Here is a 1,410-nt window from a genome sequence, read left to right on the forward strand (position 1 = left end):
GAGTTGCTCGACCAGCATCCTGGGCTGCACTGTCTGATTCTGACCTCGTTCACCGACGAGCAAGCGATGCTCGACGCGATCCTCGCCGGGGCGAGCGGCTACGTGGTCAAAGACATCGGAACGACGGAACTGATCGACGCCATTCGCGAGGTCGGCGCAGGCCGATCACTGCTCGACAACCGCGCCGCGGCCGCGCTGATGGCCAAGCTGCGGGAAGAAACAGAGGCCAAGACCGGGCCGCTGGCCGGTCTGACCGATCAAGAACGCACCCTGCTCGAGCTACTCGGCGAAGGTCTGACCAACCGGCAGATCGCTGGCCGGATGTTCCTCGCCGAAAAGACTGTGAAGAACTATGTTTCCCGGCTATTGGCCAAACTCGGTGTCGAACGGCGTACCCAGGCCGCCGTCATCGCCTCCAAACTCAACACACCACAGCAGCAGGAATGAGTCGCTAGCCACTAGCTCCCCGGAGCGGGCCTGGTCAGCGTGTCGACCGGGGTATCCGGGGATGGGAAGATAACCGCTATGGACGGCACGCTCCCCCTGCCCACCGGGCCCGGTCAGAGTCCGGTGATCGAGACCTTGTCGCAACTGCGACTGCGTGAGCTGCTCGCCGAGGTACAGGATCGAATCGCCCAGATCGTCGGTGTGCGCGATCAAATGGATCGCCTGATCGAGGCAATGCTGGTGGTCACCGCGGGCCTCGACCTCGACAACACCCTGCGCACCATCGTGCACACCGCGATCGAGCTCGTCGACGCCGGCTACGGCGCACTCGGCGTCCGCGAAACCGACAAGGACAGCCTGCAACTGGCCGAATTCGTCTACGAAGGCATCGACGACCGCACCCGGGTACTGATCGGCGACCTGCCACGCGGCCACGGCGTACTCGGCGTACTCATCGAAGAACCCAAACCCATTCGGCTGACTGACCTTTCGGCCCATCCCGCCTCGGTCGGATTCCCAGCACACCACCCACCGATGCACACCTTCCTCGGCGTCCCGGTCAAAGTCCGTGACGAAGTGTTCGGCAACCTCTACCTCACCGAAAAGGCAGGCGGCCAGGAATTCACCGAGGACGACGAGGTCATCGTCCAAGCCCTCGCCGCCGCAGCGGGAACCGCGATCGCCAACGCCCGCCTCTACGAACAGTCCCAAATCCGCCAGCAATGGCTCGAAGCCACCCAAGATGTCGCCACCGAACTACTGGCGGGTAGCGAACCAGACGACGTACTCGAGCTCGTCGCCGATCGAGCGCTGCGGCTCACTCAGTCCGCGGTGACATTCCTTGCGCTCCCTGAAGATCCCGATATTCCCCATGACGAGGTCACCGAGCTCGTCATCGTCGCTGCAGCGGGCAGCGGGGCGGAACAACTTCCCGGACAACGCATTCCCGTGGCCGAGTCGCAT

General features: G+C 63.7%; 2 protein-coding genes. Both read left to right on the forward strand.

Annotation, left to right across the window (positions count from 1 at the left end):
- A partial coding sequence (locus ACGFNJ_RS44065; protein WP_393462661.1) for a LuxR C-terminal-related transcriptional regulator occupies nucleotides 1-447 on the forward strand: 447 nt, incomplete at its 5' end.
- A 78-nt stretch (nucleotides 448-525) separates the two neighbouring features.
- A partial coding sequence (locus ACGFNJ_RS44070; protein WP_393462663.1) for a GAF domain-containing protein occupies nucleotides 526-1,410 on the forward strand: 885 nt, incomplete at its 3' end.

The sequence above is a fragment of the Nocardia sp. NPDC049149 genome (genome assembly GCF_043197455.1).
Lineage (GTDB): Bacteria > Actinomycetota > Actinomycetes > Mycobacteriales > Mycobacteriaceae > Nocardia.